The organism is Bacillus sp. 22475, assembly GCF_052044835.1.
GTDB lineage: Bacteria > Bacillota > Bacilli > Bacillales > Bacillaceae_G > Bacillus_A > Bacillus_A cereus.
On sequence record NZ_JBQENW010000004.1, the window covers coordinates 110,518 to 132,780 of the forward strand.

A 22,263-nucleotide genomic window follows, 5' to 3' on the forward strand; every position below is an offset into this window, starting at 1 on the left:
CTGTCTTAGTATTACCAAATTTAAGAAGTAAAACTTGTAACAAAATATGTATATACGACAGAAATGTCTTTACTATCTACATGAATAAAATGTAGATAGTAACACGAAAGAGTGGGTTTCCCCACTCTCTTTTTCACAAAATATACATGACATGGTTATCTCGGTTTATAGTATACCATAGCAAATATTGATTTGCAAAGACTTTTCCTACCTATTAGAACAGTGATAATTGGTTTTGATCCGGTAAATCTCCTAAACAACCTTGGCTATCTAAATACTCAATAATTGTTTTCGAAACCTTACTTCGTTGCTGTAAGTCTTCTTTTGATAAGAAGTCTCCATTTTTGCGCGCTTCCACAATACTTAAGGCTGCGTTCGTACCAAGACCAGGCACTGCATTAAACGGAGGGATTAATGAGTCTCCATCAATAATAAATTCCGTTGCATGCGAACGGTATAAATCAACCTTTTGGAATGAGTATCCACGCTCGCACATTTCAAGCGTCATTTCTAGTACCGTTAATAAACTTTTCTCTTTCGGCGCTGCATCCAATCCTTTTTGAGCTATTTCATCAATTTTCACACGTATGGATGCTGAACCTTTCGCCATCGCCTCTACATCAAAATCATCTGCACGGACTGTAAAATATGCCGCATAGAATAAAAGTGCAAAATGTACTTTAAAGTATGCGATACGCACAGCCATAAGTACGTAAGCAGCCGCATGGGCTTTAGGGAACATATATTTAATCTTCTTACATGAATCAATATACCAACCTGGTACATTATTACCTTTCATGTCATCTTCCCATTCTTCCGGTACACCTTTACCTTTACGAACCGACTCCATGATTTTGAAGGCTAATGATGGATCTAAACCTTGATAGATTAAATATACCATGATGTCATCACGACAACCGATAACTTCACTCAGCGTACATGTACCGTTATAAATTAACTCATTTGCATTACCCAGCCATACGTCAGTACCATGTGACAGCCCAGAAATTTGGACCAATTCTGAGAATGTCGTTGGTTTTGTCTCTTCTAACATCTGTCTTACGAATTTCGTACCGAATTCTGGGATACCAAGTGTACCTGTTTTACAGTTAATTTGTTCTTCCGTTACCCCTAACGTTTCTGGACCAGAGAAAATTTTCATTACCTCTGGATCATCCGTTGGGATTGTTTTCGGATCAATACCACTTAAATCTTGTAACATACGAATAACGGTCGGATCATCGTGTCCTAGTATATCAAGTTTCAATAAATTATCATGAATCGAGTGGAAGTCAAAATGCGTTGTTCTCCACTCAGCACCAATTGAATCAGCAGGAAACTGTATTGGGGAGAAATCAAAGATATCCATGTAATCTGGCACAACGATAATACCACCTGGATGCTGTCCAGTTGTACGTTTTACCCCTGTACATCCCGCTACTAAGCGGTCAATCTCTGCATTCCGAATTGTTAAATTGTGATCATTTGCATAACCTTTTACATATCCATAAGCTGTTTTTTCCGCAACTGTACCAATCGTTCCAGCACGGTATACATAATCTTCACCGAACAGTACTTTCGTATAGTTATGGGCACGTGGTTGGTATTCCCCGGAGAAGTTCAAATCGATATCAGGTACCTTATCTCCTTTGAATCCAAGGAACGTTTCGAATGGGATATCATGTCCATCTTTTACATATGCCACATTACATGTCGGACAATCTTTATCTGGTAAGTCGAAACCAGAGCCTACCGAACCATCATTAAAGAATTCAGATTGCTTGCATTTTGGACAGACATAGTGTGGTGGTAATGGGTTTACTTCTGTAATTTCCATCATCGTTGCAACGAACGATGAACCTACTGAACCACGCGAACCTACTAGATATCCGTCGACTAACGATTTTTTCACAAGCTTATGTGAGATTAAATAAATAACGGCAAATCCATGTCCAATAATACTTTTCAATTCTTTTTCTAAGCGAGCCTCTACAATTTCTGGTAGTTCTTCACCATATATACTGCGTGCCATTTTATAACTCATATCACGTGTTTCATCATCGGCACCCTCAATTTTCGGTGTATATAGATCATCTTTTACCGGACGAACATCACCAATTAATGACGCAACTTTTTGTGTATTCGTTACAACAACTTCTTTCGCTTTGTCCTCACCTAAAAATGAAAAACACTCTAGCATTTCATCAGTTGTACGGAAATGTACTGGCGGTAATGAATGTCGATTTAACGGATTTGCCCCGCCCTGTGAACTAACTAAAATTTTACGATACATTGCATCTTCTGGATCTAAGTAATGCACGTTCCCTGTAGCGACAACTGGTTTATCTAACGTCTCACCTAGTTTTACTAAGTTAGAGATAATTGTTTTTAATTGTCCTTCATCTCGAACGAGTTCACGCTCTACTAAATGACGCAACACCTCTGGAGGCATTACTTCAATGTAATCATAGAACTGTGCAATTTCTTCTACCTCTTCAGGAGCTTTTTGCATCATTGCCTCAAATACTTCACCTTTATCACAAGCCGTTCCTACTAAAATTCCTTCACGGTATTTTTTTAATAGTGACCTCGGTACTCGTGGTACACGGTAAAAGTAATTAAGGTGAGAATATGAAACAAGTTTATATAAATTTTTCAACCCAACATCTGATGTGGCAAGTAACGTCATATGACTTGGACGGCCACGCTTATACGCATCCCCTTGTCCCATACTATCATTTAATTGATCGTGATATTCAAATCCCTTTTCAATTACATCTTTCAACATTTTCACAAGTAAATATCCCGTCGCTTCTGTATCATAAATCGCACGGTGATGTTGCGTTAATTCAATATCAAGTTTTTTACACATCGTATTTAATCGATGATTTTTCATTTCTGGGAATAAGAATCGTGCAAGTTCTAACGTATCAATAACGGGGTTATTCGTTTTTTCTAACCCAGCCTTTTTAAAACCTACGTTAATAAAGCCCATATCAAAGCTTGCATTATGGGCAACAAGTGTATGGTCACCCATCCATTCCTCAAACTTTTTAAACACTTCGTCCACTTCTGGTGCATCAGTTAACATATCATCTGTAATACCTGTTAATTCAATAATCGTCGCTGATAATGGTTGATGTGGATTTGCGAAAGATTCAAAGCGATCAATGATTTCGCCACCCTTTACTTTTACGGCAGCCAACTCAATGACTGTGTCGTATACAGCTGATAAACCTGTCGTCTCAACATCGAAAACAACATACGTTTCCTCTGCAAGTAAACGATGCGCCTCGTTATACGCTATCGGTACACCATCATTAACTAAATTCGCTTCTACACCGTATATAACTTTAACTCCAGCTTTTTTCCCCGCAGAATATGCCTCCGGGAACGACTGAGCCACAGCATGGTCTGTAACCGCAATAGCTTCATGTCCCCATTTACCAGCTTGGGCAACAAGCCTAGAAACAGGAGTAACAGCATCCATTTGGCTCATCGGAGTGTGAAGATGAAGTTCTACACGCTTTTCGCCTTCTGGCGCTTTATCTTTACGAGACGGCCCTGTTATTTCATTAATATCATTTGCAATCATTACTAAATCTCGAACGAATGTATCGTTTTGAACAGAACCACGCGCTTTCACCCACATTCCTTTTTTCAAGGATTGCAGCATTGGAATATCTTCTTTGTCACGCGAGAACATTTTGATCATAATAGAATCCGTATAATCCGTTATTTTTAAAGTTAATAACGTACGCCCACTACGAAGCTCTTTTGTTTCTACATGGAAGACATATCCTTGAACCGTTTTTCTTCTTTCTTCATCTTGAATTTCTCGCATCGGTGTAATCTCTTCATCCGGCTTAATAAGATACCCGAGTGTAATCGGTCCTTCATGCACAACGCTGCTTTCTTCAGCTTGCTTCTTCGCCATTTCTTCCATAGCTTGTATAACACGCTCGCGGTCTTCTTGCTGAGTTTGCTCACGAAACTTTTGCATTTCTTCTGTATTTTGCTGTATATGTGTGTCTAACTGGAAACGCGGGAATCCAAAAACTTCGTATTGATCCCCCACTGGTTTCGCAACGTTTTTCTTTAAAGCAGTAGACTCCAGTTCGTTATTTACATTTATTAACAACTTCACTCCATTCACCTGCGGAAGTTGCTTCTTTAAGTACGCGAACATGGGTGAAAATGTAATTCGTTCCGTACAAAGTGGCCAATACGCCCTTACTTCTTCTTCTGTAAATTGTTTATTCTCTGTTTCTAATGCAAATGTTGTTCTTGCAATATGAGAAAATGATTGCTTAAGCTTTGTTTCTAGCAATTCATATAATTCTGTAGGCAAAATACGTGGCACTTGTAAATCAAAATGCCAACTTTTATTCGCTTTATCAATAACGAGCCTTTCAATACCACCGCCTTGTAAATATTGATTTATAAGGTCGTCTGGTATTTGCAACTGCTGGAGCAAAATTTGAAATCGCTCTTGTTGTTCATTTGTTAAAGACATAAGCACTCTCCTTCCATTTGCTATTATAAATTGAAACGTACTACAAAGAAAGATTTCTTCCTTCTTCTTTTACAAAATACGTTTACAAAGAAAGAGAAGGTACCCCATTACGAGGTACCTCTTCTTATTTTAAAATATTTGCAATATATGTTTGAAGTTCTTCTACTTTTACTTCTTCAGACTCACCTGTAGCACGTACTTTCACTTCTACAATACCTTCGTCTGCTTTTTTACCAACTGTAACGCGAACTGGAAGACCGAATAAATCTGCATCTGCAAACTTAACACCTGCACGTTCTGCACGATCGTCTAATAACACTTCATAGCCTTGTTCTTGTAATGAGTTGTAGATATTTTCACCCATTTCACGTTGTGCATCAGATTTCATATTTACTGGAATTACATGCACATGGAATGGTGCTACAGCTTTTGGCCAAACTAAGCCGTTCTCATCGTTAAACTGCTCTGCAATTGCTGCCACTGTACGAGATACACCGATACCGTAACACCCCATAATAAGTGGTTGTGTTTTTCCGTTTTCATCTAGGAATGTCGCGTTCATTGCTTCACTATAACGAGTTCCTAATTTGAATACATGACCAACTTCAATTCCGCGTGCGAAAAGAATTGTTCCGTTTCCATCTGGAGATTGGTCTCCTTCTTGAATGAAGCGTAAATCTGTATATTGACTTACTTTAAAGTCACGTTCTGGATTTACATTTACATAATGGAATCCTTCTTCGTTCGCTCCTGAACATCCGTTAACAATTGATGCTACAGCGTGATCAGCAATAATTTCAATATCACCTGTTACACCAATCGGCCCTAATGAACCAATTTCACAATTTAATAATTCTTTTACTTCTTCATGAGAAGCAAGCTCAACAACTGAAGCGCCGTATACATTTTTCACTTTCACATCGTTTACTTCGTGATCACCACGAACAAGTACAACTACTAATTTCTCATCTACTTTAAATACCATAGACTTAATGCACTTGTCAGCTGCAATGTTTAAGAATGCAGATACTTCTTCAATTGCTTTTTGGTCTGGTGTTGCTACTTTTTCAAGAGCTTTTTCTGCTTCGTCACTCTTCGTATACGTATCTACAACAGGAGCCATTTCGATGTTTGCTGCATAATCAGATGTGTCAGAGTATGCAATTGTATCTTCACCAACATCAGATAATACCATAAATTCATGTGTATCTTTTCCGCCCATTGCTCCAGAATCAGCAATAACTGCACGGAAATTCAAGCCACAACGAGCAAAAATGTTAGAGTATGCTTTATATAAGCGATCGTATACTTCATCTAAGCTCTCTTGTGTAGCATGGAAAGAGTATGCATCTTTCATTAGAAACTCTCTTCCACGTAATAAACCGAAACGAGGTCTTTGCTCATCACGGAATTTTGTTTGAATTTGGTATAATGTTAACGGTAATTTTTTATATGATTTCACTTCATCACGCACAAGATCCGTAATTACTTCCTCATGTGTCGCTCCTAATGCGAATTCACGAGCGTTACGATCTTTCATACGCATTAATTCAGATCCGTATGAATACCAACGACCTGATTCTTGCCATAATTCTGCAGCTTGCATAGCTGGCATTAATAATTCTACAGCTCCTGCACGCTCCATTTCTTCTCGAACGATACGTTCTACTTTGTGTAATACTTTTAATCCCAATGGTAGAAAACTATAAATACCAGAAGCATTTTGACGCATAAAACCTGCGCGAAGTAATAATTGATGACTCTTAATTTCAGCATCAGCTGGAACTTCACGTAATGTAGGACTGAATACCATACTTTGTTTCATTTATTTGCACCTCTTCATTTTACTCTTACACGCAGTAAAAACCCTCACCTCGAATTAGGTGAGGGATTTTATTCTACGAGCTCTATTTCATTATTAGTTTCATTCTATTTTACAAGAAAAACTTACGAATGTCATTCCATGTTACAACTAACATTAATAACATTAATAATGCAAAACCAATAAAATGAACCATTCCTTCTTTTTGACGGTCGATTGGTTTCCCTCGTAACGCTTCAATTAAGAAGAAGAATAAACGGCCACCATCTAAAGCAGGAACTGGTAATAAATTAAATAAACCAAGATTAATGCTTAGAACTGCCGCTAAACTTAGTACACGCGTAAATCCATAATCTACAACTTGATCTGTTAGATTATAAATTCCTACCGGACCTGACAACTCATTAATAGAAAATTGACCAGTTACTAATTTCACAAGAGATTCAAAAATTAGTTTCGTCCATTGGTACGTTTGTTCAAATCCTGATTTAATAGAACCCATTACTGTTTTCTCTACAGGAGAATAAACACCAATTCTACCAACTTCGTCTTTTCCTTCTTTATCAAGTGTTGGCGTTACTTTCACATTAAACTGTTCATTATCACGCTTTACTTGTAACGTAATTTCTTTATTCGGGTTTTCACGTACAATAGTAACAACATCTTTCCATGTACTTGTGTTTTTCCCATCAATCGCTTGAATTGTATCATTCTCTTTCAGGCCAGCTTGCTGTGCTGCACTATTATCCATCACTTTTCCGACCATTGGTTTGTCAATAGGAACCCCTTGTACAAATCCAAGAATCACAAAAATAACAAATGCTAAAATGAAGTTCATTGCAGGACCCGCAAAGATTGTTAAAGCGCGTTGACCCAATTTTTTAGAACCAAATTGCCTGTTATATGGAGCAATTTGAATTTCTTCTCCAGCAGTAATGATACGAGCCTTTTCATTCACTCGGAATGTTTGAAGCTCTTCCTCATACTCTTCATAGCCTGAAATCGTTAGATTATGCTCTAAATCAGCTTGTTCAACTTCAATAACACGAACATTTGGATATTTTTCATATCCATCAAAAACTAATTTCACAGCTTCGTCTTTTTCATTTAGCACAAGGCCAACCTTTTTCCCTGGCTTTAACTCAACTGTGTCTGCATCCTCGCCAGCCATTCTTACATAGCCACCCAGAGGCAGTAATCGAATCGTATACACCGTTTCATTCTTTTCAAATGAGAATATTTTCGGACCAAAACCAATCGCAAATTCGCGGCATAAAATGCCTGCTCTTTTCGCGAAGTATAGATGCCCTAGCTCATGGAAAAATACGAGTGCACCGAAAATTAATATAAAGGCAATCGCTGTATTCAATTCCATAACCACCTTTGCTAAATTTGTTCCATCACAAACCGTCTTGTGGCTGCATCAATTTCCAGAATTTCCTCTAAGCTCGGACGTGCAATGACATTGTGATGGTTCATTGCTTTTTCAATGAGGTCTTCCACTGTTAAGAAACCAATTCTCTTGTGTAAAAAAGCTTCAACAGCTACTTCATTCGCTGCGTTCATTACAGCTGGCATACTTCCACCTGCTTTTCCAGCTTCATACGCAAAACGTAAACAACGGAATCGTTCTTGGTCCATTTTCTCAAAATGCAACGTCCCTATTTCCCATAAGTTTAGCTGTTTTGTGTCTGAAAGAGGCAATCTATCAGGATATGTAAGTGCGTATTGAATTGGTACTCGCATATCAGGTGAACCAAGCTGCGCCATTACACTACGATCTTCAAATTCAACCATAGAATGGATAATACTTTCTTTATGTAAAACAACATCGATTTGCTCATAAGGGATACCAAAAAGCCAATGTGCTTCAATTACTTCTAGTCCCTTATTCATCATTGTAGCAGAATCAATTGTAATTTTCGAACCCATTGACCAGTTTGGATGTCGAAGCGCATCTTCTACGGTCACATGATGCAATTCATCTCTCGTTTTATCACGGAAACTTCCACCAGAAGCCGTTATAATAAGACGAGAAATTCTTTTTTCATTTTCACCATTCAAGCATTGAAAAATAGCCGAATGTTCACTATCTACTGGAAGTAACGAAACATTATGTTTTCGCGCTGCTTCCATTACAAGATGTCCTGCAGTTACTAACGTTTCTTTATTTGCAATTCCAATTGTTTTTTTCGCCTCAATCGCACGAAGTGTCGGTAACAACCCTACGCTACCTACAACAGCATTTACTACAATCTCCGCATCTGGATGTAATGCTACTTCTAAAAGTCCTTCACTACCATATACAATTTTTGTATTACCAGAAACAGCTTGTAATTTTAAAACATCTTCCTCTCTTTGCACAGAGACGATTTGCGGAGAAAATTCTTGAATTACCTTTACTGCGTAGTCAATATTTTTCCCTACAGAAAAAGCAACGAGACGGAATTGGTCTGGGTGCGAGCGTAATACATCTAAAGTTTGTGTACCAATTGATCCGCTTGCACCTAATAAACTAATGTTTTTCATGACTCCAACCCCTCGTTCATTTATTAATTGTATTGTAATAAGAAGTAGAGAATTGGTAAAACGAATAACCAACTATCTGTTCGATCTAATATACCGCCATGCCCAGGTAAAATTGTACCTGAATCCTTTACGCCATAATGACGTTTAAAAGCAGATTGTACTAAATCACCAATTTGTCCAAAAATAGAAATGATAATTGTCAGCACAATTAAAATTACTACATTCGATTCGACTGGGAAGAACACGTTGTAAACAAGTGCCACAATAATTCCACAAACGATGCCGCCTAATGAACCTTCAATCGTTTTATTTGGACTAATTTCTGGCCACAATTTTCTCTTGCCCAATGCTTTTCCTACGAAATATGCGCCTGAATCAGTAGCCCATATAACAAATAATGCACAAAACACATATTTAATTCCTAATATTCTCGTTTCATTTAAATATAAGAATCCCATTGCCACATATGTCGTTGCCATTAGTAAAAATGAAGCATTATCAAAAGTAAATGTATTCTTAGAAAGGACTGTATATGATAAAAGTAATAAAACAATCACAAATGTGATTTCCAATTTACCTAATCCAATCCATGTAAACAGTTCTGATGCACTACTTGGAATTAAAAGAATCCACAATAATAATGCAGCTAAAACTGTCGGTACTGAAATAAGCGTAAGCTTATTCATACGAATTAATTCATATAAACCTATAGAAGCAAGTGCATACACTAAAACCGTAAAAGGCACGCCACCGTATATTACGATGGGAATGAATAGCGCGGCAGCAACCACTCCAGTAATAATTCTCTGTTTCACTACCAAACCCTCTCTTTCTACACGCCTCCGAATCTGCGCCCTCTATGTTGAAAGTCAGTAATCGCATTTAGCAAATGTTCTTCTTTGAAGTCTGGCCAATACACATCTGTAAACCAAAACTCCGAATATGCAATTTGCCATAACATGAAATTACTAATACGTAGCTCTCCGCTTGTTCGGATTAACAACTCTGGATCGGGTAAAGAACTCGTCATTAAGTAGGAGGAAAGCATTTCTTCACTTACCTCTTCAGAACGAATTTTTCCTTCCTCATTATCTTTCATCATATGTTGCACAGCAGAAACGATTTCATCTCGACTTCCATAGTTTAACGCGAAATTAAGAATTAATCCCGTATTCTCTTTCGTATCTTCCATGGCTTTCTCCATCGCTCTGCGTGTATGCGTAGGAAGACGATCTTTTTGCCCTATTACTCGGACTTGTACGTTTTCTTCAATCAATTCTGGTAAAAATGTACCTAGAAATTCTTCTGGAAGCTTCATTAAATAATCAACTTCCTTTTTCGGTCTTTTCCAGTTCTCAGTTGAAAAAGCATAAAGAGTTAACACCTTCACATTAAGTTTACTTGCAAATTTTGTAATTTTCTTTACAACTTGCATACCTTCATGATGTCCCGCAATACGAGGCATTGCTCTCCTCTTTGCCCATCTTCCATTCCCATCCATAATGATGGCAATATGTTCTGGGATATATCCTTTTTTCACTTCTTCAACGAGATGATCAAACGATGTGTCCTTTTTACCTTTAAAAAAAGGAAAGTTTTTAAACATCATTCATACCCTCCAACAAGCAGACGTATGCCTAAAAGTGTAAAAAGACCCCCTTAAGAAGAGGGTCATATTTGCGAAGTTATCGCTATTACACTTCCATGATTTCTTTTTCTTTGTTTTTTGCGATTTCGTCAACTTTTGCAATATATTTATCTGTTTCTTTTTGGATATCTTCAGTATATCCTCTTAAATCATCTTCTGTAATCTCGCCAGCTTTTTCAAGCTTCTTAAGATCATCATTTCCATCACGACGTACGTTACGAACAGCTACTTTTGCTTCTTCAGCATATTTTTTCACAACTTTAACAAGATCACGACGACGCTCTTCTGTTAATGCAGGGAATGCAATACGAATTACAGTTCCATCATTAGAAGGGTTTAAGCCTAAATCTGCTTTTAAAATTGCTTTTTCGATATCACCGATAGAAGTTTTATCATAAGGTTGAATTACAAGTAAACGTGCTTCTGGAACTGTAATGTTCGCTAATTGCACAACTGGTGTTGGTGCACCATAGTAATCAACTTGTACCTTATCTAATACAGACGAGCTTGCACGACCAGCGCGAACTGTTGCTAATTCACGAGAATAAGCAGCAACTGCTTTTTCCATTTTTTCATTTGAAGACTTCAATACTTGTTGTCCCATATTTATTTCCCCCTTACAACTGTTCCAATATTTTCGCCTAAAACGGCACGTTTAATATTACCTTTTTCCATAACTGAGAATACAATTAATGGAATATCATTATCCATACATAGAGAAGAAGCTGTAGAATCCATTACACCTAAACCTTCTTTTAATACATCTAAGTAAGTAAGCGTTTCGTATTTCGTAGCTGTTGGGTCAATAGACGGATCTGCGCTATATACGCCATCCACATTATTTTTTGCCATTAAAATAACGTCTGCTTCGATTTCCGCTGCACGTAATGCTGCTGTTGTATCTGTAGAGAAGTATGGATTACCTGTACCTGCTGCAAAGATAACAACACGTTTTTTCTCTAAGTGACGAACTGCTTTACGGCGAATGTAAGGCTCTGCCACTTGACGCATCTCAATTGAAGTTTGTACACGAGTTTGGATTCCAATGTTCTCCAAGCTATCTTGAAGAGCTAATGAATTCATAACTGTAGCTAACATGCCCATGTAATCTGCTCCTGCACGATCCATGCCCATTTCACTTCCAATTTTCCCACGCCAAATGTTACCGCCACCAACAACAACAGCAACCTCTACATCAAGTTCTGCAATTTCCTTTACTTGTTCCGCAACTGACTTAATAACAGTTGGATTAATTCCAAATCCTTGCTCTCCAGCTAAAGCTTCTCCACTTAGCTTTAAAACGACACGATTATATTTCGGTTTACTCATAATGAACCTCCAATTGCTTACATCTTTATTTTAAAAAAGGGAACACAATGTGTTCCCTAATCTGTATTAGTTACTACCTTTTACTTGGTTCATTACTTCTTCAGCAAAGTTGTCTTCGCGTTTTTCGATACCTTCACCAACAGCGTAGCGAACGAATCCTTTTAATGTTCCGCCTTTAGACTCAACGAACTGACGAACTTTCATATCAGGGTTTTTAACGAATGCTTGGTCAAGTAAGCAAATCTCTTCGAAGAATTTGCCTAGACGGCCTTCAACCATTTTTGCAACGATTTTTTCAGGCTTGCCTTCGTTTAATGCTTGTTGTGTTAATACTTGACGCTCATGCTCAACTTCTTCAGCTGTTACAGCATCGCGGTCGATGTATTTAGGGTTAACTGCAGCGATGTGCATTGCAACATCTTTAGCAGCAGCTTCATCAGTAGAACCTTCAAGAACTGTTAATACACCAATGCGTCCACCCATGTGTAGGTAAGCGCCGAATGCATCTGCATCAGTTTTTGATACGATTTCGAAACGACGAAGTGTAAGTTTTTCACCAATTTTAGCGATTGCTTCGTTGATGTGCTCTTCAACGTTTTTACCGTTTTCCATTGTTTGAGCCATAGCTTCTTCAACGTTAGCTGGTTTGTTAGTTAATAAGTGAGCAGCTAATTCTTTAATTAGTGTTTGGAAACCTTCGTTTTTCGCAACGAAATCAGTTTCAGAGTTTAATTCTAAGATTAAAGCGTCGTTACCGTTTGTTTCGATGAAAGTTAAACCTTCAGCAGCAATGCGGTCTGCTTTTTTAGCAGCTTTCGCAATACCTTTTTCGCGTAAGAAGTCAATTGCCTTCTCCATGTCGCCGTTAGTTTCTGTTAAAGCTTTTTTGCAGTCCATCATACCTGCGCCAGTTTTTTCACGTAATTCTTTTACCATTTGAGCAGTGATTGCCATACTTTTCATCCTCCTAAAATATGTATTTATACCTTTTATAAAGGTGTTTATACCTTAAAAAAGGTGATAAAAGGCCGAACCCCTTATCACCTTTCCAACTTTGTTACGCAGTAACAGTTTCTTCACCTTGTTTTGCTTCAAGGATCGCGTCTGCCATTTTAGATGTAAGAAGTTTTACAGCACGAATTGCATCATCGTTTGCTGGGATAACGTGATCGATTTCGTCTGGATCACAGTTTGTATCAACGATACCGATGATTGGAATGTGTAATTTGCGCGCTTCAGCAACTGCAATACGCTCTTTACGAGGGTCTACTACGAATAATGCACTTGGAAGACCTTTCATATCTTTAATACCGCCTAAGAATTTCTCAAGACGCTCTAACTCTTTTTTAAGTTGAACAACTTCTTTCTTAGGAAGTACTTCGAAAGTACCATCTTCTTGCATTCTTTCGATGTCTTTAAGACGCTTGATACGCTTTTGGATTGTTTGGAAGTTTGTTAAAGTTCCGCCTAACCAACGTTGGTTAACGAAGTACATACCAGCACGAGTTGCTTCTTCTTTAATAGCTTCTTGTGCTTGTTTTTTAGTACCTACGAATAAGATGTCTCCACCTTCAGCAGCGATGTCGCGCATCGTTCTGTAAGCTTCCTCAACTTTTTTCACAGTTTTTTGTAAGTCAATGATGTAGATACCGTTACGCTCTGTGAAAATGTAACGCTTCATTTTTGGGTTCCAACGACGAGTTTGATGTCCGAAATGAACACCAGCTTCAAGCAATTGCTTCATAGAAATTACTGACATAATATAGTTCCTCCTAAATGGTTTTTGATATCCTCCGTTTACTTCATCTCTAAGCGAAACTACAAACGTAGCACCAACACTTAAATCAGTAAACGTGTGTACTTTGTACTGACACCACTGCTTACTATATCATACTGAAATATTACAATCAAGTCGAAAATGCGAACAATGTAAAACTTTCTTTGTTCATACTCGAATTCTAGTATTACCAACCTTCATTTCTTTTAAGCAAAAAAGTAAAACACAATTAATAGTTTCCCCAGAAAACACGCTTATGGCACTTTTCACAAGCGCCATCAACCCATTGCACAAAAAAAACTCTCCTCGATCGAGGAGAGTTTTTTATAAATTAGTTTGTTTTTAATTTAGCAAGTTCCTGTAGAAACTTGTCGTTTAGCACTTTAATGTATGTTCCTTTCATACCTAAAGAGCGAGACTCAATAACACCAGCACTTTCTAATTTACGTAGTGCATTTACGATTACAGAACGAGTAATTCCTACACGATCAGCAATTTTACTTGCAACAAGTAAACCTTCTGTTCCATTTAATTCTTCGAAGATATGCTCAATTGCTTCTAACTCACTGTAAGATAATGAGCTGATCGCCATTTGAACAACAGCTTTACTACGTGCTTCCTCTTCGATTTCTTCTGCTTTTTCACGTAAAATTTCCATGCCTACAACAGTTGAGCTGTACTCAGCAAGGATTAAATCGTCATCTAAGAACTCTTGACCAAGACGAGCTAATACTAATGTACCTAGACGCTCACCACCACCAACGATTGGTACGATTGTAGTTAAACCTTGACCAAATAATTCTCTGTTTTCTACCGGGAATGCTGTGTAAGCACTGTTCACATCTAAGTTTGAAGATGTTTCTGTAATGTTGAATAAGCTTTGTGTATATTCTTCTGGGAATTGACGTTCTGCAAGCATTTGCTTCATGCGTTCGTTTTCGATTTGTTGGTGAATTGCATAACCTAGTAATTTACCACGACGACTAACTACGAATACGTTTGCTTCGATTACTTCACACATTGTGTCAGACATTTCTCTAAAGTTTACAGGCTTCCCTGCTGCGCTCTGTAATAACGCATTTAATTTTCTTGTTTTTGCTAATAATTCCATTTCAAAAGTTCCTCCTACATGTTACTCACATATTTTTTCATCACTTGGAAACTAGGGCGAGTCACCTGATGACACTATTACAAAATAAACTGGCTCACATCTTTATTTTTAGCAATTGTTGCTAATTTCTCCTCAACGTATTGAGGGGTTATCGTTATTTTCTCTAACGTAATTTCAGATGCTTCAAACGATAAATCTTCAAGGAGCTTCTCCATAATCGTATGAAGTCTTCTTGCTCCAATATTATCTGTATCCTGATTAACTTGATAAGCAATCTCAGCAATCTTACGAATAGCTTCGTCTGAAAATTCAATTTCTATACCTTCAGTCGCTAATAATGCCATATATTGTTTAATTAACGCATTGTCAGGCTCGATTAATATTTTAACAAAATCGTCTGTCGATAATTTTGTTAATTCTACTCGAATCGGAAATCTCCCTTGCAATTCCGGAATTAAATCCGACGGTTTAGACATATGGAACGCTCCAGCTGCAACGAATAAAATATAATCCGTTTTTACTGATCCGTATTTTGTCGCAACATTCGACCCTTCTACAATTGGCAAAATGTCACGTTGCACACCTTCACGTGATACATCTACGCTATTCGACTGCTTACCAGCAATTTTGTCAATTTCATCGATAAAAATAATCCCGAGCTGTTCAGCACGATAAACAGCCTCTTGTGTAACTTCATCCATATCAATTAAGCGCTGTGCCTCTTCATTTGTCAAGAGTTTTCTTGCTTCTTTTACAGAAAGTTTACGTTTTTTTGTTTTTTTCGGCATAAAACTCCCTAACGCATCTTGGAAATTTATTCCCATTTGCTCCATGCCAGTTCCTTGTAACATATCAAACATTGACGACTGTTGCTCAGTCACTTCAATCGATACAATCTCTTCTTCAAGAAGCCCTGCAGCAAGCTTTCTCTCCACATCTTGACGTTTCTTTTCGATTTCACCATCTTCTTGTGTATCAGACGTTTGACTCGAATTTTGAGCGCCCCCAAAAAGCATCTCTAATGGATTTTTAAATCCAGATTGCTTCTCCGGACTCGGTACTAAAATTTCAACAAGACGTTGATTCGCTTGCTCTTCTGCTTTATCTTGAACTTTCACTACCATTTCTTCTTTTACGATACGAACCGATGTTTCCACAAGGTCACGTACCATCGACTCTACATCTCTACCCACATATCCAACTTCTGTGAATTTTGTAGCCTCAACCTTAATAAAAGGTGCTCCAACGAGTTTCGCCATTCGTCGTGCTACCTCTGTTTTCCCAACACCTGTCGGTCCAATCATCAAAATGTTTTTAGGTGCTATTTCATCACGTAAATTTTCAGCTAATTTACTGCGACGGTATCGATTTCTCAACGCTACAGCAACCGCTTTCTTTGCGTCTTTTTGACCAATGATATATTGATCTAATTTTTCCACAATTTGGCGCGGAGTAAAATGTAAATGCATATAAAATGCCTCCCTTACGATTCTACAATTCTTCAACAATTATGTTGTGATTCGTATAAACACAAATATCGCCAGCAATCTCTAAACTCGCTTTCGCAATTTGTTTCGCTGTTAAGTGTTCACTTGCATATTGCTTTAAAGCACGACCTGCAGAAAGTGCATAATTCCCACCAGATCCAATTGCTAAAATACCATCATCCGGTTCAATCACTTCTCCTGTACCTGAAACAAGAAGCATAGTTGTTTTATCCATGACAATGAGCATCGCTTCTAGTTGACGTAACATTTTATCGCCACGCCATTGTTTTGCCATTTCAACAGCAGCACGCTGCAAGTTGCCATTATACTCTTCTAATTTCCCTTCAAACATTTCAAAAAGAGTAAATGCATCAGCAACTGAACCTGCAAAACCAGCTAAAACTTTACCTTGGAAAAGTCTGCGAACTTTACGAGCTGTATGTTTCATTACAACAGCATTTCCCATTGTCACCTGACCATCTCCAGCCATTGCACATTCTCCATTATGATGAACTGCAAATATCGTTGTAGCGTGGAAATTCCCCATAGAAAAAACTCCTTTATTTGTTTTTATAGCTTTTAAAGCAATTTATGCCCGCGGGTGATGCTTCATGTAAACAGAACGCAATCTTTCTTTAGAGACATGCGTATAAATTTGTGTAGTCGACAAATTCTCATGACCTAATAGCTCCTGTACAGTACGTAAATCCGCGCCTTCATCTAACATATGTGTAGCAAATGTATGCCTTAACATGTGGGGACTTATCCGCATTGTCAGTGACGCCTTTTTAATGAGTTCATTTAAAACATAACGTACTCCACGACTTGTTAGCGGTGTACCTTTCGCATTTAAAAACACCATACGAGAGTCTTCGTCAGTCTTATTAACTAACTGTTTTCTCCCATTCTCTATATAAGTAATTAAAGAATCTTGCGCATAGCTTCCGAACGGAATATACCTTTGTTTTTTTCCTTTTCCCATTACTAAAATTGTTCCCACCGCAAAGTCAATATCGGTAAGTTGTAAATTGACACATTCACTCACACGGATTCCAGTCGCATACATCAACTCTAATAAAGCTTGATTCCTTTGACCTAATGGTGTTTCCGTGTCAGAAACTTCAAATAATTCCTCTAACTCTTCAGCATATAAAAACTTTGGGATTGACAATTCTTTTTTGGGGAGTGACGCAAGTGCAAATGGATTATCTTTTCGATAACCTTCACGCATCAAAAAACGATATAAACTTCGTAAGCTTGATACTTTTCTTGCGACAGATTTACGGGCTAACTTTTCATCGTGCAACGTCGTTAAGTACAAACGAACATCCGCGTATGTAACGTCTAAAAAAGAGGATATGCCTTCTCGCTCCATAAATTGCACAAAATGTTCTAAATCATTTTGATAACTTGCAATTGTATATTTTGAATAATTTCTTTCAATTTGTAAATATCCAACGAATAATTGTAACAATTTCTTCACATTCACACGACTCACCTCAATAAAGGCTACTAAATCGTATCACAACTTAGTAGCCTTTGCAAGAAATTTAACTAAATATTTACAAAATTTTGAATTGTTTCTAAAGCGCGTGTTGCGTATGCTTCATTTCGTTCCGCTTTCTTTTTGATCTTTTTCTCTAACGGTGCAAATAGACCGAAGTTCGCATTCATCGGTTGGAAGTTTTTAGCGTTCGTTGCCGTAATGTAATTTGCCATGCTACCCATTGCAGTTACTGACGGTAATACAACTGGCTCTTCACCTTGCACAAGACGTGCAGCATTAATTCCCGCTAATAATCCTGATGCTGCTGATTCAACATATCCCTCTACTCCAGTCATTTGACCAGCGAAGAATAAATCATCACGTTGTTTATATTGATATGTTGGACGAAGCAAATTAGGTGAATTAATAAACGTATTACGATGCATTACACCATAACGTACAATCTCTGCATTTTCCAGTCCCGGAATTAACTGTAGCACTTCTTTTTGTGGTCCCCACTTTAAATGCGTTTGGAAACCTACGATATTGTATAAAGTTCCCGCTGCATCATCTTGACGTAACTGAACAACAGCATATGGCGTTTTCCCTGTTTTTGGATCTTCCAATCCAACAGGTTTCATAGGTCCAAATACTAGCGTCTGTCTCCCTCTACTTGCCATAACTTCTACTGGCATACAACCTTCAAAGAAAATTTCTTTTTCAAACTCTTTTAAAGGCACTGTCTCAGCAGCAATTAAAGCCTCATAAAAACGGTCAAACTCTTCTTCTGTCATTGGACAATTTAAATATGCAGCTTCACCTTTGTCATAACGCGATTTTAAATATACTTTATTCATGTCAATGCTGTCTTTTTCTACGATTGGTGCTGCCGCATCGTAGAAATAGAAATAATCTTCACCTGTTAGTTCTTTTAATTGTGTAGCAAGATCAGGAGATGTAAGTGGACCTGTTGCAATAATTGTTGGTCCTTCTGGAATTTCAGTAAGCTCTTCGTTCACTACAGTTACATTCGGATGGTTTTTTACGTATTCTGTTACTTTAGCTGCGAACTCATGGCGGTCTACAGCTAAAGCACCTCCAGCTGGTACAGAGCACTCGTCTGCCGCACGAATAATTACAGAATCCATTAAACGCATTTCCTCTTTAATAACTCCAACTGCATTTGTTAAAGTGTTTGCACGAAGTGAGTTACTACATACTAATTCAGCAAATTTATCTGTGTGATGAGCTGGTGTTTGCCTTACCGGCCTCATTTCATATAATCTAACTTGGACACCACGTTTTGCAATTTGGTAAGCTGCTTCACTTCCTGCAAGACCTGCGCCGATGACGTTTACTACTTGTGTTGTCATTTATATCACCTTTCCTTTTCTTCCCGAAAAAAATGTGAGCAGTTACGCTCACATTTGTTGTTCTTCTTCATAATCGCACGAAATACATTGTACTTGCACGCCTTTTTTTAACTTTTTCTCTACAAGCATGCCTTCACACTTCGGACATTTACGACCAATTGGCTTATCCCAAGATACAAAGTCACACTCTGGATACGTACCGCATCCATAGAAAAGACGTTTCTTTTTGTTACTGCGACGCTCAATAATTTGTCCTTCTTCACATTTCGGACAAGTTACACCGATTTCTTTCACAATCGCTTTTGTATTACGACAATCAGGGAAATTCGAACAAGCCATAAACTTCCCGTATTTACCCATTTTAAAGACCATTGGATGTCCGCATAATTCACAGTCTTCCCCAGCTGGCTCATCTTTAATTTCCACTTCACGCATTTCTTTTTCCGCTTTTTCTAAGCGCGGTTCGAATCCTACGTAGAAATCATCAACAATTTTCACCCAATTGGCATTTCCTTCTTCTACTTCATCAAGGCTTTGCTCCATATTGGCAGTAAATTCAATATTAATAATTTCTGGGAAAAACTCTAAAATAAGTTCGATTACTATTTCACCAAGTTCAGTCGGAACGAAGCGTTTATTATCCAAACCTACATATCCACGTTTTTGAATCGTTTCAAGTGTAGGTACATAAGTCGACGGTCTTCCAATTCCAAGTTCTTCAAGTGTTCTTACTAGACGAGCCTCTGTATAGCGCGGAGGAGGTTGTGTAAAATGTTGCTTCGGTTCTAAATCCTTTGAAAATACAGTTTCCCCTACTTCTAAAGGCGGCAACATCTTATCCTTTTCTTCCGCACCATCATCTTTCGACTCTACATACACTTTCATAAATCCTGGGAACTTTACAACCGATCCACTTGCACGGAACTGAACATTGTTATTAATGAGTCTCGCTGTCACAGTATCCATTATAGCAGACGCCATTTGACTTGCAACAAATCGCTCCCAAATCAATTTATATAATCGAAGTTGATCACGACTTAAGAAACTTTTCAGTTCCTCTGGCTTTCTCATTACCGAAGTAGGACGAATTGCCTCATGCGCATCTTGTGCATTTGACTTTTTCGTTTCTTTCTTCTTTTCTGTTCCTATGTATTCCGTACCATACGCTTCAGTGATGTAAGTACGAGCCTCTGTTTGAGCTGTTTCTGAGATACGTGTTGAATCAGTTCTCATATACGTAATAAGACCTACAGTTCCTTGTTTTCCAAGATCTATCCCTTCATACAATTGCTGTGCAAGCATCATCGTTTTCTTTGCTCGCATGTTTAACTTACGTGCTGCTTCTTGTTGCAAGGAAGATGTTGTAAACGGTAATGCAGGATTACGTTTTCGCTCTTTGCGCGTTACATTTTCAACTGAAAACGCATTGTCTTTCATCTGTTCAATTATTTCATTCACTTGCGTTTCATTCGTTAATTGAACTTTTTCACCATCTACACCGTAAAAACTTGCTTCAAATGTGTCTTTTCCTTTTACAAATTCTGTTTTAATTGTCCAGAATTCTTCAGGTTCAAAGCTTTGAATTTCCTTTTCACGTTCGATGATTAAACGAACTGCTACAGATTGTACACGCCCTGCACTTAATCCTTTTTTTACTTTCTTCCATAATAAAGGACTAATATTGTAACCAACAAGACGATCAAGTATGCGTCTTGCTTGTTGTGCATCTACTAAATCCATATTAATTGCACGAGGATGTTTAAATGATTCTTTGATTGCATCTTTCGTAATCTCATTAAACACAACCCGACAATCTGATTCAACGTCCACATTTAACGTATTCGCTAAATGCCAAGCAATCGCTTCCCCTTCGCGGTCTGGATCGGCCGCGAGATAAACTTTCTTTGCTTTTTTCGCCGCTGATTTTAAATCTTTTAAGACGGGACCTTTACCACGAATGGTAATATACTTCGGGGTGAAGTTATTCTTTACTTCTATCCCCATTTGACTTTTTGGCAGATCGCGAACATGTCCCATAGACGCGACAACTTTGTATTTTTTCCCTAAATATTTCTCAATGGTCTTCGCCTTAGAAGGCGACTCCACGATTACGAGGTAATCTGACATGCTAGTGCCTCCTTAAGAGGTGGATTCAAGTCTTCATTAATCTTATTGATTTCTCTTGTTTTTGTCAATCAAGAATGAATATACCATACAGTGCCAATCTACCATTTGTCAATAATTGTTTAATAAAAATTTAAAAATATAAGGTTAATTTAAAATCTCCTCCAAGATATCTTCTGCATTTCTTACTAATTTTGCTCCTTGTTGAATAAGATGATTCGTTCCCGATGCCCCCTCTATAAATATAGGTCCAGGAAGCGCAAACACCTCTCTATTTTGCTCTAACGCAAGGTCTGCAGTAATAAGTGTTCCACTTCTCGATTTCGCTTCTACAACTAAAACACCTTTACTTATACCACTAACAATCCGGTTCCTTTTTGGAAAATACCATTTTTTCGGTGCATAGTGCGGAGGATACTCTGTCAATAACAATATATATTCCTTCCACATTTCATATAAATGTCTATTTTCTTTCGGATACATAAACGACAATCCGTGCCCTAATATCGCAATAGTCGGGCAATGATGCCTTACTGTAATCTCATGAGACATTGTATCTATCCCTTTTGCAAATCCACTGACAATAAGCCACTCTCTTTCTAATAAAGGGTGTAAAATAAACTTCAAACTCTCATGACCATATAATGATGGTTCTCTCGTTCCAACAACTGCTAATTTATTTACTTTATTGAGAAAATCTTTCTCTCCTTTTCCATATAAAACGAAAGGAGGGTCTTGTATTTCACGTAATAATTGCGGATAATTTTCATCCCATATCGTTATATAAAAAATACGATTTTTCTCTAAATAAGATATATATTGCGGAAGATTTGAACTTTGAAGAAATTTCACTAGTTCTGAAGATTTTTTCGAGGATATTCCAGTGTAGTATTCCATTTGTTTTTCGTTAAAAGTATATATGTTCTTTAATTCTGGATCGACATATAGTAGCCTCTCCATCGCTTTCCAATAATCTGCTAGCAAGTAATGAAGATGTAATAATCGCTCTCTTTTCATCTCAATTCTCCTTACCCATAATTTTTATTATGTAAACAGAAAAA

At 37.8% G+C, this 22,263-nt stretch carries 17 protein-coding genes; all 17 read right to left on the reverse strand.

All coding sequences use genetic code 11. From position 1 onward, the window contains the following. Positions 1-214: 214 nt before the first annotated feature. Complete coding sequence (locus ACTJJY_RS09100; protein WP_440605401.1) at positions 215-4,516, reverse strand: PolC-type DNA polymerase III; 4,302 nt, start codon at positions 4,514-4,516, stop codon at positions 215-217. A 124-nt stretch (positions 4,517-4,640) separates the two neighbouring features. Further along, positions 4,641-6,341: a proline--tRNA ligase gene (locus ACTJJY_RS09105; protein ID WP_440605402.1), complete on the reverse strand. Its 1,701-nt coding sequence runs from the start codon at positions 6,339-6,341 to the stop codon at positions 4,641-4,643. 109 nt (positions 6,342-6,450) lie between these two features. Continuing rightward, positions 6,451-7,707 carry an RIP metalloprotease RseP gene (gene rseP / locus ACTJJY_RS09110; protein WP_001090233.1) on the reverse strand — a complete coding sequence of 419 codons (1,257 nt, stop codon included), beginning with the start codon at positions 7,705-7,707 and terminating at the stop codon, positions 6,451-6,453. 17 nt (positions 7,708-7,724) lie between these two features. Further along, positions 7,725-8,867 carry a 1-deoxy-D-xylulose-5-phosphate reductoisomerase gene (gene dxr / locus ACTJJY_RS09115; protein ID WP_440605403.1) on the reverse strand — a complete coding sequence of 381 codons (1,143 nt, stop codon included), beginning with the start codon at positions 8,865-8,867 and terminating at the stop codon, positions 7,725-7,727. Positions 8,868-8,890: 23 nt separating this feature from the next. After that, the gene (cdsA, locus tag ACTJJY_RS09120; protein ID WP_440605404.1) at positions 8,891-9,682 is read right to left on the reverse strand and encodes a phosphatidate cytidylyltransferase; all 792 of its coding nucleotides are present in this window, start codon (positions 9,680-9,682) and stop codon (positions 8,891-8,893) included. 17 nt (positions 9,683-9,699) lie between these two features. Continuing rightward, positions 9,700-10,476 carry an isoprenyl transferase gene (gene uppS / locus ACTJJY_RS09125; protein WP_000971296.1) on the reverse strand — a complete coding sequence of 259 codons (777 nt, stop codon included), beginning with the start codon at positions 10,474-10,476 and terminating at the stop codon, positions 9,700-9,702. A gap of 85 nt (positions 10,477-10,561) precedes the next feature. Then, positions 10,562-11,119, reverse strand: a complete 558-nt coding sequence (gene frr / locus ACTJJY_RS09130; protein ID WP_000531505.1) for a ribosome recycling factor — start codon at positions 11,117-11,119, stop codon at positions 10,562-10,564. Between the two features lie 2 nt (positions 11,120-11,121). Next, positions 11,122-11,844, reverse strand: coding sequence for a UMP kinase (pyrH, locus tag ACTJJY_RS09135; protein ID WP_000042669.1), 723 nt, complete (start codon positions 11,842-11,844; stop codon positions 11,122-11,124). A 66-nt stretch (positions 11,845-11,910) separates the two neighbouring features. Next, on the reverse strand, positions 11,911-12,798 hold the full coding sequence (gene tsf, locus ACTJJY_RS09140; RefSeq protein WP_016080531.1) for a translation elongation factor Ts: 888 nt from the start codon (positions 12,796-12,798) through the stop codon (positions 11,911-11,913). Between the two features lie 103 nt (positions 12,799-12,901). After that, positions 12,902-13,603, reverse strand: coding sequence for a 30S ribosomal protein S2 (rpsB, locus tag ACTJJY_RS09145; protein WP_000111485.1), 702 nt, complete (start codon positions 13,601-13,603; stop codon positions 12,902-12,904). Between the two features lie 349 nt (positions 13,604-13,952). Continuing rightward, a complete protein-coding gene (gene codY, locus ACTJJY_RS09150) occupies positions 13,953-14,732 on the reverse strand; it encodes a GTP-sensing pleiotropic transcriptional regulator CodY (protein WP_000421290.1) in 780 nt (259 codons plus the stop codon). Positions 14,733-14,809: 77 nt separating this feature from the next. Next, on the reverse strand, positions 14,810-16,201 hold the full coding sequence (gene hslU, locus ACTJJY_RS09155; RefSeq protein ID WP_440605405.1) for an ATP-dependent protease ATPase subunit HslU: 1,392 nt from the start codon (positions 16,199-16,201) through the stop codon (positions 14,810-14,812). Between the two features lie 22 nt (positions 16,202-16,223). Next, entirely contained in the window at positions 16,224-16,766 is a 543-nt protein-coding gene (hslV, locus tag ACTJJY_RS09160; protein ID WP_000526274.1) for an ATP-dependent protease proteolytic subunit HslV, read from the reverse strand. 42 nt (positions 16,767-16,808) lie between these two features. Then, on the reverse strand, positions 16,809-17,708 hold the full coding sequence (xerC, locus tag ACTJJY_RS09165; protein ID WP_001101244.1) for a tyrosine recombinase XerC: 900 nt from the start codon (positions 17,706-17,708) through the stop codon (positions 16,809-16,811). 65 nt (positions 17,709-17,773) lie between these two features. Beyond that, positions 17,774-19,078, reverse strand: coding sequence for an FADH(2)-oxidizing methylenetetrahydrofolate--tRNA-(uracil(54)-C(5))-methyltransferase TrmFO (trmFO, locus tag ACTJJY_RS09170; protein WP_440605406.1), 1,305 nt, complete (start codon positions 19,076-19,078; stop codon positions 17,774-17,776). 48 nt (positions 19,079-19,126) lie between these two features. After that, complete coding sequence (topA, locus tag ACTJJY_RS09175) at positions 19,127-21,205, reverse strand: type I DNA topoisomerase (RefSeq protein WP_440605407.1); 2,079 nt, start codon at positions 21,203-21,205, stop codon at positions 19,127-19,129. Positions 21,206-21,349: 144 nt separating this feature from the next. Beyond that, positions 21,350-22,219 (reverse strand): DNA-processing protein DprA, encoded by an 870-nt coding sequence (gene dprA / locus ACTJJY_RS09180; RefSeq protein WP_000818046.1) that lies wholly within the window; start codon positions 22,217-22,219, stop codon positions 21,350-21,352. Between the last annotated feature and the right edge of the window lie 44 nt (positions 22,220-22,263).

What these genes read in the sequence shown, in the direction of transcription:
- ACTJJY_RS09100 (WP_440605401.1), bottom strand. Translation starts at nt 4,516, where the DNA reads ATGTCTTTAACAAATGAACAACAAGAGCGATTTCAAATTTTGCTCCAG.
- ACTJJY_RS09105 (WP_440605402.1), bottom strand. Translation starts at nt 6,341, where the DNA reads ATGAAACAAAGTATGGTATTCAGTCCTACATTACGTGAAGTTCCAGCT.
- dxr (WP_440605403.1), bottom strand. Translation starts at nt 8,867, where the DNA reads ATGAAAAACATTAGTTTATTAGGTGCAAGCGGATCAATTGGTACACAA.
- uppS (WP_000971296.1), bottom strand. Translation starts at nt 10,476, where the DNA reads ATGATGTTTAAAAACTTTCCTTTTTTTAAAGGTAAAAAGGACACATCG.
- frr (WP_000531505.1), bottom strand. Translation starts at nt 11,119, where the DNA reads ATGGGACAACAAGTATTGAAGTCTTCAAATGAAAAAATGGAAAAAGCA.
- pyrH (WP_000042669.1), bottom strand. Translation starts at nt 11,844, where the DNA reads ATGAGTAAACCGAAATATAATCGTGTCGTTTTAAAGCTAAGTGGAGAA.
- tsf (WP_016080531.1), bottom strand. Translation starts at nt 12,798, where the DNA reads ATGGCAATCACTGCTCAAATGGTAAAAGAATTACGTGAAAAAACTGGC.
- rpsB (WP_000111485.1), bottom strand. Translation starts at nt 13,603, where the DNA reads ATGTCAGTAATTTCTATGAAGCAATTGCTTGAAGCTGGTGTTCATTTC.
- codY (WP_000421290.1), bottom strand. Translation starts at nt 14,732, where the DNA reads ATGGAATTATTAGCAAAAACAAGAAAATTAAATGCGTTATTACAGAGC.
- hslU (WP_440605405.1), bottom strand. Translation starts at nt 16,201, where the DNA reads ATGCATTTACATTTTACTCCGCGCCAAATTGTGGAAAAATTAGATCAA.
- hslV (WP_000526274.1), bottom strand. Translation starts at nt 16,766, where the DNA reads ATGGGGAATTTCCACGCTACAACGATATTTGCAGTTCATCATAATGGA.
- trmFO (WP_440605406.1), bottom strand. Translation starts at nt 19,078, where the DNA reads ATGACAACACAAGTAGTAAACGTCATCGGCGCAGGTCTTGCAGGAAGT.
- topA (WP_440605407.1), bottom strand. Translation starts at nt 21,205, where the DNA reads ATGTCAGATTACCTCGTAATCGTGGAGTCGCCTTCTAAGGCGAAGACC.
- dprA (WP_000818046.1), bottom strand. Translation starts at nt 22,219, where the DNA reads ATGAAAAGAGAGCGATTATTACATCTTCATTACTTGCTAGCAGATTAT.